Source organism: Roseateles sp. P5_D6 (genome assembly GCF_054049415.1).
In genome coordinates, this window is sequence record NZ_JBFUMK010000038.1 from 15,931 (window position 1) to 27,920 (window position 11,990).

General features: G+C 67.8%; 10 protein-coding genes and 1 pseudogene. 5 read left to right on the forward strand and 6 right to left on the reverse strand.

Annotation, left to right across the window (positions count from 1 at the left end; genetic code table 11):
* Nucleotides 1–181: 181 nt before the first annotated feature.
* The 6 genes from parC to ACXJKM_RS29435 all read right to left on the reverse strand — a co-directional run bounded on the left by parC (nt 182) and on the right by ACXJKM_RS29435 (nt 8,570).
* On the reverse strand, nt 182–2,509 hold the full coding sequence (gene parC, locus ACXJKM_RS29410; RefSeq protein WP_457356591.1) for a DNA topoisomerase IV subunit A: 2,328 nt from the start codon (nt 2,507–2,509) through the stop codon (nt 182–184).
* Nucleotides 2,506–3,162, reverse strand: a complete 657-nt coding sequence (locus tag ACXJKM_RS29415; RefSeq protein ID WP_457356592.1) for a lytic transglycosylase domain-containing protein — start codon at nt 3,160–3,162, stop codon at nt 2,506–2,508. The genes parC and ACXJKM_RS29415 overlap by 4 nt, the downstream gene beginning before the upstream one ends.
* Nucleotides 3,159–3,683, reverse strand: a complete 525-nt coding sequence (locus ACXJKM_RS29420) for a GNAT family N-acetyltransferase (protein WP_457356593.1) — start codon at nt 3,681–3,683, stop codon at nt 3,159–3,161. The genes ACXJKM_RS29415 and ACXJKM_RS29420 overlap by 4 nt, the downstream gene beginning before the upstream one ends.
* A 76-nt stretch (nt 3,684–3,759) precedes the next feature.
* Nucleotides 3,760–4,791: a histone deacetylase family protein gene (locus ACXJKM_RS29425; protein WP_457356596.1), complete on the reverse strand. Its 1,032-nt coding sequence runs from the start codon at nt 4,789–4,791 to the stop codon at nt 3,760–3,762.
* A gap of 144 nt (nt 4,792–4,935) precedes the next feature.
* A complete protein-coding gene (locus tag ACXJKM_RS29430; protein ID WP_056196133.1) occupies nt 4,936–6,486 on the reverse strand; it encodes a S8 family serine peptidase in 1,551 nt (516 codons plus the stop codon).
* Between the two features lie 89 nt (nt 6,487–6,575).
* Nucleotides 6,576–8,570, reverse strand: coding sequence for a DNA topoisomerase IV subunit B (locus ACXJKM_RS29435; RefSeq protein WP_457356594.1), 1,995 nt, complete (start codon nt 8,568–8,570; stop codon nt 6,576–6,578).
* A gap of 66 nt (nt 8,571–8,636) precedes the next feature.
* Between ACXJKM_RS29435 and ACXJKM_RS29440 the strand changes: the two genes are divergently transcribed.
* The 5 genes and pseudogenes from ACXJKM_RS29440 to ACXJKM_RS29460 form a co-directional block, all read left to right on the forward strand.
* Nucleotides 8,637–10,004, forward strand: a complete 1,368-nt coding sequence (locus ACXJKM_RS29440; protein ID WP_457356595.1) for an amidohydrolase family protein — start codon at nt 8,637–8,639, stop codon at nt 10,002–10,004.
* Between the two features lie 13 nt (nt 10,005–10,017).
* A complete protein-coding gene (locus tag ACXJKM_RS29445; protein ID WP_056196125.1) occupies nt 10,018–11,232 on the forward strand; it encodes an MFS transporter in 1,215 nt (404 codons plus the stop codon).
* Nucleotides 11,229–11,354, forward strand: a complete 126-nt coding sequence (locus ACXJKM_RS29450) for a hypothetical protein (protein ID WP_268795250.1) — start codon at nt 11,229–11,231, stop codon at nt 11,352–11,354. The genes ACXJKM_RS29445 and ACXJKM_RS29450 overlap by 4 nt, the downstream gene beginning before the upstream one ends.
* Entirely contained in the window at nt 11,351–11,869 is a 519-nt protein-coding gene (locus ACXJKM_RS29455; RefSeq protein WP_056196122.1) for a class I SAM-dependent methyltransferase, read from the forward strand. The genes ACXJKM_RS29450 and ACXJKM_RS29455 overlap by 4 nt, the downstream gene beginning before the upstream one ends.
* 30 nt (nt 11,870–11,899) lie before the next feature.
* Nucleotides 11,900–11,990 (forward strand): annotated as a pseudogene (locus ACXJKM_RS29460) (4-hydroxy-tetrahydrodipicolinate synthase); the annotation flags it as partial.

Sequence of the window (11,990 nt, forward strand, 5' to 3'; positions counted from 1 at the left end):
GGTCAAGCACAACCGCCGGAAACCATTGTGCAGTGCAGCGAAGACTGTTGAATCGCCTGCATACCCCTTGCACTAGGGACATCACGGGCCGGGTTTGTAGCAACTTGTAAACGCCGCCCTAAGCTTTGTCAGATGTGCACCAAGTCACGGCCGGCTGTCACCTTTTCTGAGCGCATGCACCTTATTCGGCCGTCAGGTGCGCGACCTTCTGCAGGCCGTCCACCGCTTTGCCCTTGCGGGCGCGTTTGCCAGCGTGGGCAGCCAAGGACTGGTTCTTCAGCAATTCCTCGCGCGGCTTGCCGCCGCGGCCGCTGCCGAGCACGCGCAACTGGGTCGTGAAGCAGGCGATGGACGCCACGCTGTCCTTGGCCTCCAGGTCCATCAGCATCAGACCCTTGCCGCCCTTGGGCTGGTGCTTGAGTTCATCCAGCGGGAAGCTCAAAAGACGCCCCTGGGCGCTCAGCACGCCAAGCTGGAGAGCGACTACGTCGTTAGGCACTGCGGCCAGGAGCGGCAGCTCGCCGTCGTCAAGCGCAAGGAAGGTCTTGCCGGCCTTCTGGCGCCCGACCAGGTCGCCGATCTGGGCGATCAGGCCATAGCCGGTCGAACCGGCAAACACCAGGCGCTGGTTCGGTGCACCGGCAACGTAATGGGCGATCTGGCTGCCCGTCTCCAGCTCGATCATGGTCGTGATGGGCTGGCCGTCGCCACGGCCACCGGGCAAGGTCGAGATGGGGACGGAGTAGACCCTGCCGTTGCTGCCGACCACGATGAGGGGATCGACGCTGCGGCAGCGGAACGCCCCCCACAGCGTGTCGCCGGCCTTGAAGGTCTGGGCGGCGATGTCGACCTCGTGGCCCTTGAGCGCCCTCACCCAGCCCTTCTGGCTGACGATGACGGTGACCGGCTCGTCGACGATCTTCACTTCGGCAACGACGCGCTTGTCGGCCTGGATCAGCGTGCGGCGGTCGTCGCCGAACTGCTTGGCGTCAGCCTCGATCTCCTTGATGACGGTGCGGCGCAGCGCCGGGGTGGAGCCGAGGATGTCTTCCAGCTTCGTGCGCTCATCGCGCAGCTTGGACAGCTCCTGCTCGATCTTGATGGCCTCCAGCCGTGCCAATTGACGCAGGCGGATTTCAAGGATGTCTTCCGCCTGACGGTCGCTGAGCTTGAAATGCTCGATCAGCGCGGCCTTGGGCTCGTCGGACTCGCGAATGATGCGAATGACCTCGTCGATGTTCAGCAGCACCAGCTGCCGGCCTTCGAGCACATGGATGCGGTCGTTGACGTGGGCCAGGCGATGCTCGGTGCGGCGGCGCACCGTCGTCTGGCGGAAGCCCACCCACTCGGCCAACACCTGGCGCAGGCTCTTCTGTGTCGGCCGCCCGTCGGCGCCGATCATCGTCATGTTGACGGGCGCGCTGCTCTCCAGGCTGGTGTGGGCGAGCAGCGTGTTGATCAGGTCCTGCTGCTCGACCGTGCGGCTCTTGGGCTCGAAGACGATGCGCACGGCCGCGTCCTTGCTGGACTCGTCGCGCACGCCGTCCAGCACCGCCAGCAGACTGGCCTTGAGCTGCAACTGGTCGGCCGACAGTGTCTTCTTGCCGGCCTTGACCTTGGGGTTGGACAGCTCCTCGATCTCTTCCAGCACCTTCTGCGCGCTGGTGCCGTGCGGCAACTCGGTGACGACGAGCTGCCACTGGCCGCGCGCCAGATCCTCGATCTTCCATCGGGCACGCACCTTCAGGCTGCCCCTGCCCGAGGTGTAGGCCGCGCGGATGTCCTCAGGCGCGCTGATCAGCTGGCCGCCGCCAGGGAAGTCCGGGCCGGGGATCAGATCGAACAGCGCTTCGTCGGAGAGCTTGTCGTCCTTCAGCAGCGCCACGGCCGCAGCGGCCACCTCACGCAGGTTGTGGCTGGGAATCTCGGTGGCCAGGCCCACGGCGATACCGCTGGCACCGTTCAGCAGCACGAAGGGCAGGCGCGCCGGCAGCTCGACCGGTTCCTGCGTGGTGCCGTCGTAGTTGGCGCGGAAGTCCACCGTGCCTTCGTCGATCTCGTCCAGCACCAGGCGGGCGATGGGCGCCAGGCGCGCTTCCGTGTAGCGCATCGCCGCAGCGCCGTCGCCGTCGCGGCTGCCGAAGTTGCCGTGGCCGTCGATCAGCGGGTAGCGCAGCGAAAAGTCCTGCGCCATGCGCACCAGCGCGTCATAGACCGACTGGTCGCCATGCGGGTGGAAGTTACCGAGCACGTCGCCGACGACCTTGGCGCCCTTGACGGGCTTGGCACCGGAGTTGCCGCTCCAGCCCAGGCCCAGGCGCTGCATCGCGTAGAGGATGCGGCGTTGCACGGGCTTTTGCCCGTCGGCATAGGACGGCAGCGCGCGTCCCTTGACGACGCTGAGCGCGTATTCGAGATACGCCTGCTGGGCGTAAGCGCCCAGCGTCAGCGTGTTGTCGCCACCGTCGTCGGTGGGCGGGTTGAAGTCGATGGGGGTCTGGGAACTCATGGATGCAAGGTCAAACGCTGCGCGCGGGCCGGTTGGCTCTGCTGCAGCAGGGCCCAGTACAACTCGAGGACGAGATGCACGTGGGCCTGGGTTTCATCGATGTCGGGCACGCGGTTGCCGGCCCGGCGCACGGCGCCTTCGCCGGCATTCCAGGCCGCCAAGGCTGCGTCGATGCGGCCAAAGCGGCGCATCAGATCGGCCAGCATGCGGGCGCCGGTGTGAATGTTGATACGGGGCTCGATCAAGCGCGCCGCCTCGGCAGGCGAGGCGTAGCGGCTGGCCGTTTCGGGCGTGATCTGCATCAGGCCCGTTGCGCCGCGCGGGGACACGGCGTTGCGCTGGTAGCCGGACTCGACCGCAATGATGGCCTTCAGCAGGTCGGCGTCCACGCCGTGCTGGGCGGCGGCCTCGCGCACCCAAGGCTGGACGGCCTTCACTTCGGGAGCGATGTCCAGCCAGTTCAGCAGCGCCAGGCCCGCGTCCGTCTTGCCCGGCACGCGCTTCATGCCGACGCTGCCGAGCACGGGGGCATAGCGCGCGTCGAGTTGGCGCGGCGCGAAGTGGGCCATGCCGGCTGAGTCGACATAGCCCCACAGCTCGGCATGCACCGGCAGTGCCAGGCCGGCCAGCAGCAGGAACAGCCATGGCTTCATGCGGCCTCCAGCCCGAGGGCCACGCGCGCCTGGAATTCGCGGTCCAGCAGCGACATGACGATCAGCGAGTCATAGCCGTCGGCACCATCGGTCGTCACGCGCACGCTCTCACGCAGCCGGCCTTCTTCGACAAAGCCTTCGCTGCGATACAGCTCGAGGGCGCGCGTGTTCAGCGCCGTCACGTCCAGCCAGAAGCGATGGGATTTCAGCTGCGTGAAAGCCATGGCCTTGAGCTGGCGTACGGCCGAGCGCCCCAGGCCGCGGCCCTTGGCCTGCAGCACCAGGCGCTTCAGCTCGACCGAGCCGTTCGGGTTGCGGCAACCCTGCAGGATGACAAAGCCGATTCGTTCCAGTTCGTCACCTTCTTCAAGGATGAAGTGGCGTGAGTCGGGAAAGCGGATGGCGCCTTCGTGCTGCGGGCGCTCCCAGGGCGTGATGAAGGGCAGGTTGGTACCGTCGCGCTCGACCGAGACGACCCAGTCGAGGTCGGACAGCATGGTGGGGCGCAGGCGCAGGCTCATGGGACCTCCCGCCGGGCCGCCCCAAGGGAGGTCCAGCCCCCTCGGGGGGCAGTGAGCGGAGCGAGCGTGGGGGTCGTCATTCAGTCTCGAACCCAGCCAGCACGGCGACGACGTTGCGGCCGATGGCCTCGGTCGCGTAGCCGCCTTCCTGGATGAACAACGTCGGCGCGCCGAACGCAGCCAGGCGCTGGCCCATGCGGCGGAACTCGGGCTCGTCCAGCTTGAAGTGCGAGATCGGGTCCCCGCCATAGGTGTCCACGCCGAGGGAGACGATGAGCAGATCGGGCTTGAAGGCTGTCAGCCGCGCGAGCGCCGCGTCCAGTGCAGCGAACCAGTCGTCGTTGTCCACGCCCACCGGCAGCGGGAAGTTGGCATTGAAGCCGACGCCCTCGCCTGCGCCGGTCTCGTCGGCATGACCGAGGAAGAACGGGTACTCGGTGCGCGGGTCACCGTGGAGGCTGGCGAAGAACACGTCGGCGCGGTCGTAGAAGATGGCCTGGGTGCCGTTGCCGTGGTGGTAATCCACGTCCAGGATGGCCACACGAGCCAGGCCCGCGTCGCGTGCAGCCTGCGCGGCGGCGGCGGCGTTGTTGATGAAGCAGTAGCCGCCGAAGAAGTCGGCGCCGGCGTGATGGCCAGGAGGGCGCGTCAGCACATAGGCCGAGCGCTCACCGGCCAACACCAAATCGAGTGCGGTCAGCGACGCCTGCGCGCCGGCATGGGCCGCAGCCCAGCTGCCGGCCGTCAGCGGCGTGCCACTGTCCATCGAATACAGGCCCATGCGGGCCGCGAAACTTATCGGCTCGAGGTCACTGCGCAACGAACGCACCGGCCACACGGCCGGGAAGGCATCGCCCTCGCCACCGGTGGAGAGCCACTCGGCGTGCGCGCCCTCGATGAAATCCAGGTAGCGCGCTGAATGCACACGCTCCAGCGGCGCGCGGCCGTGGTCGACCGGCGCGAGCACCTCACCCAGGCCCGCAGCCCTCACCGCCTGCAGGATGTAGTCGGCGCGCGCCGGGACCTCGAAGGCCGGCACCAGCCGGCCGCGGAAGAACTCGTGCGTGGCCGCGTGCAGCGCGTGCCCGGCGTTGAAGACCGTCTGCATCAGGCCCCCGATCCGCTCGGCTGAGCGCGGCTCCACCCGGCGGGCAGCGTCGCGGGGCATTGGCAAATGGCGGGGGCGGGGGCGGTCATCACGGCGCGGGATTGTGCCGCGCTTTGACTCTGTCCCCGGCGCCGGGTCGCCTGCTCAGTTGCCGCAGCCCAGCGCGGCGATGCGGTCGTGCGCTGCCTTGGCCTGCACGAGGCCGTTACCGTAGTAGTCGTCACGGCCGGGGGCGCCAAGGTCCAGCGCGCTCTTGTTCAGCGACGCACGCAATTGCGTGGCCGTGCAACCGGCATGCAGGCTCCACACCAGGGCCGCAACGGCGGATGCATGGGGCGTCGCCATCGACGTGCCGCTGTAGCTGGCGTACAGGTCGGGCAGGCCGAAGACGGCGACGCTGGCCGACTGGCCGAGCTGGCCCAGCAGGGTCGCGCCGTCTGCCTGGGTGGCCCCGACGGACGGGATGGTCGTCACGGTCTCACCCAATGTGCCGAGCAGGTCGCCCGTCGTGTTGTTGTAGATGACCGCACCGACGCCGCCACTGCTCTGGCAGTTCAGTACCTTGTCGGCGAAGGCGATGGTGCCGCGCTGGATCAGGCAGACCTTGCCGTTCATGCTGCCCGGCGTGGCGGCGCTGCCAAGGCCGAAGTCGGCCAGTGAACCGCTGGCGCTGCTGCGGGGTGAACCGTCCATGGACTGCACGGTGAAGCTGCCGCCAGCGACGGTCAACGAGGCGCCTGTCTGGCTGTAGGCCGGCACGGTCGACAGCACGGCCACACCGGGGGCGGCGAGCTCGACGTCAGCGTTGAACTGCGAGAAGCTGGCAACGAGCTTGTTGGCGTCGACAGCTGCAATCGACACGACCTCGGCGAAGGCGGCCGGGTAGGACAGCGTGTTGTCACCTTCGTTGCCGGCTGCCGCGACCAGCAGGATGCCCTGGCTGGCCAGCTTGGCCACGGTGCGCGCCTCGGTGCGGCTGCCGGTGGCGCCACCCAGCGACATGCTGATGACGTTGGCGCCGGCGCGCCCGCAACCCAACATGGCACGCGAGATCACCGCGTCGCTGGCGCTGCCGCTGGCATCGAAGACCTTGGCGATATGCAGGTTCAGGCGGCCCGACGGCGCCACGCCGACGACCCCGACCGCGTTGTTCAGCGCCGCGATCGTGCCGGCCACATGGGTGCCGTGAGAGTTTTCGTCCGTGTTCCAGGCGCCGGACTTGGTGAAGTTCTGGCCCGTCATCGGGATGCCGGCCAAATCCTCGTGGGTGCCATTGATGCCCGAGTCGACGATGCACACACGCCGGTTGCCGGCCTGGGCGTCGGAAAGCTGATCGGCCTGCACCATCGCAATGCCGTAGGGCGCGACCTGGGCCTGCGAGCCGGCGACGCGGATGCTGCGATTGCCGAGGATGTGACGCTCGACCGGTTCATCGACGAAATCGACCTGGGCGTGGCGGGCCAGTGCCTTGGCGGCGCCGCGCGGCATGCTGACGACGAGGGCGTCGATCTCGGACAAGTCCTCGACGACGCGACCGCCACCGCGACCGACCTCGGCGCGCACAGCGCCACCGCCGTTGACCTTATGGCCAACGATGAGCTCGACTTCGTCCTTGGGCGCGGCGAGGGCCGCCGACATGGCGGCGGCACCGAGGCAGAGAACGACGGCGCGGATCGCAAACTTGTGCTGACGCATGGCAGCTCCTTTGAATAGGGTGGGCGCCATTCTTCGCCGCCCATCACCCGCGTCAACAGAGAGTCACCCCGCCCCCTAGCTTGGGGGGCTCAAACGTCAATCTCGACCGTGTCGCCGTGCAGCTCCATCAGCTCGCGGCGCGAGGCGGCCTCGCCCTTGCCCATCAGCTTGTTGAAGGCGTCCACCGTCGCGCCGAAGTCGAGCTGCCCGTATTCCACGCGCGACAGGCGCCGTGTCTCGGGGTTCAACGTCGTGTCCCACAGCTGCTCGGCGTTCATCTCGCCCAGGCCCTTGAAGCGGCTGATGCTCCACGAGCCCTCGCGGGCGCCTTCCTTGCGCAGCTTGTCCAGCGTCGCGGTCAGCTCGCCATCATCCAGCGCGTAGAGCTTGGCGGCCGGCTTCTTGCCCCGCGCTGGCGCATCGACGCGGTACAGCGGCGGACGGGCAACGAACACGTGCCCGGTCTCGACCAGCTTGGGGAAATGGCGGAAGAACAGCGTCAGCAGCAGCACCTGGATGTGGGAGCCGTCGACGTCGGCGTCCGACAGGATGCAGACCTTGCCGTAGCGCAGGCCGGAGAGGTCCGGCGTGTCGTTGGGGCCGTGCGGGTCCACGCCCAGCGCGACCGAGATGTCGTGGATCTCGTTGTTCTTGAACAGCAGGTCGCGCTCGACCTCCCAGGAGTTCAGCACCTTGCCGCGCAGCGGCAGGATGGCCTGCGTCTCCTTGTCGCGGCCCATCTTGKCGCTGCCGCCGGCAGAGTCGCCCTCGACGAGGAAGACCTCGTTGTGCAGCAGGTCGCGGCTTTCGCAGTCGGTCAGCTTGCCGGGCAGCACGGCCACGCCGGAGCCTTTTCGTTTTTCAACTTTCTGACTGGCGCGTTGCCGAGTTTGTGCCTGCTTGATGACCAGGTCGGCCAGCTTCTTGCCATGGTCCACATGGTGGTTCAGCCACAGCTCCAGGGCCGGCTTCACGTACGCCGACACCAGGCGCAGCGCGTCGCGCGAGTTCAGGCGCTCCTTGGTCTGGCCCTGGAACTGCGGGTCCAGCACCTTGGCGGACAGCACGAAGCTGGCGCGCGAGAACACGTCGTCAGGCATCAGCTTGACGCCCTTGGGCAGCAGCGAGTGCATCTCGATGAAGCCCTTGACCGCGCCGAACAGGCCGTCCTTCAGGCCCGACTCGTGCGTACCGCCGGCGACCGTCGGGATCAGGTTCACATAGCTCTCGCGCAGTGGTGCGCCGTCCTCGGTAAAGGCCACGCACCAGGCGGCGCCCTCGCCTTCGGCAAAGTTCTCGCTCTCGCCGGCGGTGGCAAAGCCCTCGCCCTCGAACAGCGGGATCAACGGGTCGCTGTTGAGCGACTGCGCGAGATAGTCGCGCAGGCCGGCCTTGTAGAGCCAGGTGGTCGTCTCGCCGGTCTTCTCGATCTTCAGTGTGACGGTCACGCCGGGCATCAGCACGGCCTTGGAGCGCAGCAAGTGCACCAATTCGTGCTTGGGCAGCTCGGCGCTCTCGAAGTACTTGGCCTCGGGCCAGACGCGCACCGTCGTGCCCTGCTTGCGGTCACCGCTGGCAGCGGGGCGGGTGACGACCTGCTGCTTCACGTCGCCGTGCTCGAAGGCGATGCCAGCCACCTGCTTGTCGCGCCACACGGCCACTTCCAACCGCTTGGCCAATGCATTGGTCACCGACACGCCSACGCCGTGCAGGCCGCCSGARAAGCTGTAGGCGCCGCCCKWGCCCTTGTCGAACTTGCCGCCGGCRTGCAGCCGSGTGWAGACGATCTCGAYGACSGGCACSYCTTCTTCCGGGTGCAGGCCRAAGGGAAYGCCCCGGCCGTCGTCGGCGACTGACACCGAGCCATCGGCATGCAAGGTCACGTCGATGCGCTTGCCAAAACCGCCCAGCGCCTCGTCGGCGGCGTTGTCGATGACYTCCTGGATGCAGTGCAGCGGGTTTTCGGTGCGGGTGTACATGCCCGGCCGCTGCTTGACGGGTTCCAGGCCCTTGAGAACGCGGATGGAAGCTTCGCCATAAGCGGCAGGTGCAGCGGCGGGAGAGGAAGACGGACGGCTCGACATAGGGGCGGGATTCTATGGACGCGCTCGGGCTAGGATTCGCGGCCCCCGAAGAGCGAGTGTTCGAGCTTGAGATTCCTGACTGCCTTTTTGCTGCTGGCCTGTGGACTCGCACAGGCGCAAGGCCCCTCCCAATCGCCCTACCAGGCCAGCGCCCCGCTGTCTTGGGAACTGAAGAACGCGCGCTGGTTCGACGGTCAGAAGATCCAGCGCGGCAGCCTTTACGTCGAAAACGGCGTCTTCGTCGCCAGGAAACCGGCCAAGGTCAACCGCAAGATGGACATCCACGGCCAGCAAGTCCTGATCAACCCGCTGGCCGAGGCGCACAACCACAATCTGCAGACCGCCTGGGGCTGGGGCCAGTACGCGCAGACGTATCTGGACGAAGGAGTGTTCTACGCCGCCATGCTGTGCGGCGACCCGGCCGGCGTCGCCGAGGTCAAACCGCTGACCGCCACGCCCGCGGCACCGGACGTCAGCTTCGTGACCGCCTGCATCACATCCAGCGACGGCTACCCATTGGCGGCCGTGCTGCCCGAACCCAGCGCCGAGGCGGCCGCAGCGCAGAAGCAGATCGTCCTCGTCGACAGCCCCGAGCAGGCGCTGGCCCAATGGCCCGCAATCAAGGCCCGCGGCGGCAACTGGCTGCGCATCGTGCTGGCGCACAGCGAGCGCCCCGAGCTGCGCGGCCGACCGGAGATGTTTGGCCGCCTGGGCCTGACGCCCGAGACCGCCAACGCGCTGACCCGGCTGGCGCGCGCGGACGGCCGCCGCGTCGTCGCCCATGTGGAAACTGCAGCCGACTTTGATGCCGCACTGGCCGCTGGTGTCGACGCCATCGCCCACCTGCCCGGTTATGCCAACACATTGGACGAGGCGCCCGAGCGTTTCGCCATCAGCGAGGCCGCCGCCGCCCAGGCCGCGCGTCAGCACACCGCCGTCATCACGACGACGGCCGCCACCGCTCTCTTCAAGCTCGACGCCGCAACCCTGGCCGCGCTGAGGGACGTGCAGCGCGCCAACCTCGCAAGACTGCAGGCGGCCGGCGTGCAGTTGCTCATCGGCTCCGACGTCTTCGTCGGCACCGGCCGGGCCGAGCTGCACGCGCTGGACGACCTCGGCCTGGACCGTGCGACGCTGTTGCGGCTGGCCACGCGCGACACGCCGCTGGCGCTTTTCCCGGGCCGCAAGCTCGGCTGCTTCGACCCCGGCTGCGAGGCCAGCTTCCTGGTGCTGGGCGCCGACCCGCTGACCGACCTGGCCACCATTGACATGCCGCTGTTGCGCGTCAAGCAAGGCAGGCTGCTAACCCGACTGGCCGACGTGGCGGCGGCCAGCTCCCAAGCCAGCACCTCGACCGCCGACCCGCCGAAGAAGGCTGCTGCGAAGAAAAAAGGTGGCAAAGCCAAGACGCCCAGCAAGGCCAAACAGCGCTGATTACAGTCGCCGCATGAACACCCCCCGCCCCGCTTCCACCGGTTTGTCCGTCCAACAGGTGCTGCTGTGCGGTGCCATGATCGTCACGCTGTCGATGGGCATCCGCCACGGCTTCGGCTTCTGGCTGCAGCCCATCATCACGGAGCGCGGCTGGACGCGCGAGACCTTCTCTTTCGCGATGGCCGTGCAGAACCTCTCCTGGGGCATAGCCGGGCCGATTGCCGGCATGCTGGCCGACCGCTTCGGCGCCTGGAAGGTACTGATCGCCGGTGGCCTGACGTATGCCTGCGGCCTGCTGCTGATGGCCGTCACCAGCCACCCACTGAGCTTCACCCTCGGTGCCGGCGTGCTGATCGGCATCGCGCAATCGGGCTCCACCTACGCCGTCATTTACGGCGTGCTGGGCCGCACGGTGTCGCCGGAAAAGCGCTCCTGGGCCTTCGGCGTCGCGGCCGCGGCAGGCTCCTTCGGCCAGTTCGTCATGATCCCCGTCGAGACCTGGCTGATCAGCCATCTCGGCTGGCAGGGCGCCTTGTGGCTGCTGGCCGGCGCGGCCCTGTTGATCGTGCCGCTCGCGCTTGGCGTGCGCGAGCGCAGCGTGGCGGCCTTCAGCGGCGCCCACCAGAGCATTGGCCAGGCGCTGCGCGAAGCCTTCGGCTACCGCAGCTTCCAGCTGCTGATGCTGGGCTACTTCGTCTGCGGCTTCCAGGTCGTCTTCATCGGCGTGCATCTGCCGAGTTACCTGAAGGACCAYGGCCTGGGCATCGGCGTGTCCACCGGCGCACTGATGCTGATCGGCCTGTTCAATATCTTCGGCACGTATGCGGCCGGCATGCTGGGCCAGCGCTTTCCCAAACGCTATCTGCTGTCAGCCATTTACGGACTGCGCGCCGTGGCCATCGTGACCTTCATCTCGGTGCCACTGACGCCGCTGAGCGTCTACATCTTCGCCGCGGTCATCGGCTTCCTGTGGCTGTCGACCGTGCCACCGACGAACGCCGTCGTCGCGCAGATCTTCGGCGCCCAGCACCTGTCCATGCTGGGCGGCTTCGTGTTCTTCAGCCACCAGATTGGCAGCTTCCTGGGCGTCTGGCTGGGCGGCAAGCTCTACGACGCGACCGGCAGCTACGACGTCGTCTGGTATCTCGCCATCGGGCTCGGTGTCATGGCCATGCTGGCCAACTTGCCAGTGCGTGAGACGCCCATCCTGAGGGCTCAGCCGGCATGAAGCCCGGCCGCTGGCTCTGGCCGACGCTGGCCGTCGCCGTGCTGGCGCTCACCGTCCTGGCCTACCGCCACCCGGCCGTCATGGTCCAGCTCAGCGAGCAGATCTGGGCCTGCTTCGGATGAGTGGCCGGCCCTCTGCCTGGTTGCAGCGCCTGGCGCCGACGCCGCCCGGTGCGGCCCTGGACGTGGCCTGCGGGTCTGGACGCAACCTGCATTGGCTGGTGGACGCCGGCTGGCAGGTCACGGGCATCGACCGTGACGCGGCCGCCACTGCGCCATTGCAAGACCTGGCCGAGATTATCAACGCCGACATCGAGAACGGCCCCTGGCCGCTGGCGGATCGCGAATTCGACCTGGTCGTCGTCTGCAATTACCTCTGGCGGCCGCTGTTCGATGACATCCGCGCTGCGGTCAGGCCCGGTGGCTGGCTGATCTGGGAAACCTTCGCCGACGGCCAGCAGACCCTCGGCAGGCCCTCCCGGCCCGACTTCCTGCTGCAGCGGGGCGAGTTGCTGCGCGTCTGCGAGGGGTGGCGCATCGTGGCTTACGAAGACCTGTTCGAGGACGGGGCTGATCTCGAAACCTCGCCGCGCTTCGTCCAGCGCGTTGCGGCCATGCGGCCGTCGCCGGCAGCCTAAAATCGCCAGATTCCTTAAGAAATTCCCACCATGAAGCCCATCCTCGGCAGCATCGTCGCCCTCGTCACCCCGATGAACGAGGACGGCAGCATTGACTACCCCGCCCTGCGCCGCCTGATCG

Coding starts and splice junctions, on each gene's coding strand:
- parC (WP_457356591.1), bottom strand. CDS start 2,509: ATGAGTTCCCAGACCCCCATCGACTTCAACCCGCCCACCGACGACGGT.
- ACXJKM_RS29415 (WP_457356592.1), bottom strand. CDS start 3,162: ATGAAGCCATGGCTGTTCCTGCTGCTGGCCGGCCTGGCACTGCCGGTG.
- ACXJKM_RS29420 (WP_457356593.1), bottom strand. CDS start 3,683: ATGAGCCTGCGCCTGCGCCCCACCATGCTGTCCGACCTCGACTGGGTC.
- ACXJKM_RS29425 (WP_457356596.1), bottom strand. CDS start 4,791: ATGCAGACGGTCTTCAACGCCGGGCACGCGCTGCACGCGGCCACGCAC.
- ACXJKM_RS29430 (WP_056196133.1), bottom strand. CDS start 6,486: ATGCGTCAGCACAAGTTTGCGATCCGCGCCGTCGTTCTCTGCCTCGGT.
- ACXJKM_RS29450 (WP_268795250.1), top strand. CDS start 11,229: ATGAAGCCCGGCCGCTGGCTCTGGCCGACGCTGGCCGTCGCCGTGCTG.
- ACXJKM_RS29455 (WP_056196122.1), top strand. CDS start 11,351: ATGAGTGGCCGGCCCTCTGCCTGGTTGCAGCGCCTGGCGCCGACGCCG.